Origin of the sequence: Spiroplasma sp. Moj, from assembly GCF_016082285.1 — a bacterium.
Lineage (GTDB): Bacteria > Bacillota_I > Bacilli_A > Mycoplasmatales > Mycoplasmataceae > Spiroplasma > Spiroplasma phoeniceum.
Map to the genome: position 1 here is coordinate 1 of NZ_MQTY02000094.1, position 1,046 is coordinate 1,046.

Genomic DNA, 1,046 nt, shown 5'->3' on the forward strand with positions numbered 1-1,046 from the left:
GTATAGACTCTAGAGTCTAGACACATTAAATATATGTATTAATACATTCCTTGTGGTAATCAACAGTCATGTCTACTCGTCTAGAAACATGTACAGTATACATTCTTCCATAATTCTTTATTCCATAATTCCCTATTACTATCGACAGCAATCTAAAGACATTGAATTTGTATTCGTAAATTGACAAACGATCTACAGGCATGTTCTTTCAACTAGAAACACTTTTAATGTTTGTTCCTTTTATAATTCTCTCGTAATTTCCATTTACCATATATTTTACATATTCCGCGAATTGATGAATATGTACAAAATATATTCTACGTTGATGTTCATTAATCTATTATATTAATATAGCTTACGAAGTTATATTTATGTCTTTATCATCTCCTACGACGGCTCTCAGATGGGTATTTCATATACACTATTCCAAAACTAACTATTCCTCTACGCTATACGATCATATCTCTTCTTCTTGACCCTACTCCCTCAATTATTATGTATATANCTNTTNANTTTTTTTTTTTTNTTTTTTTTTTTTTTTTTTTTTTTTTTTTTTTTTTTTTTGGNNNAAAGAATTTTGTGTTTATTATATTTCATGCTACTTTTTATTAGTTTATGAAATATATATTGTATAATAATTAGTGTTTTTGTATAGTATTTAGATAANTTANTTTTTATTNATTTATTTATTTATTTATTTATTTTTTTTTTTTTTNNTATATTCTAGTTTATCTGCTTTTTTTTCTGTATTATTTTTTTCCGTTAATTTCATTAAGTTAAATCAGATTTATATTTATTTTAATTCCTGTTATTTTTGTTTTCTTGCTTACTTCTTTAATTTTTATTAGTNNTTAAAATTTTTTTTTTTTTTATTTTTTTTTTTTTTTTTTTTTTTTTTTTTNNTAAANACNNANANATATATNNTTTTTTTTCTAAAATTTTTTAGTTTGAACGAGCTAAGCTTTTAAATGTTTCAAACGCAGCTTGATTTATTTTATTATTNTATATTATTATTACTATTTTATTAAATACATTTTNTAGTTTTT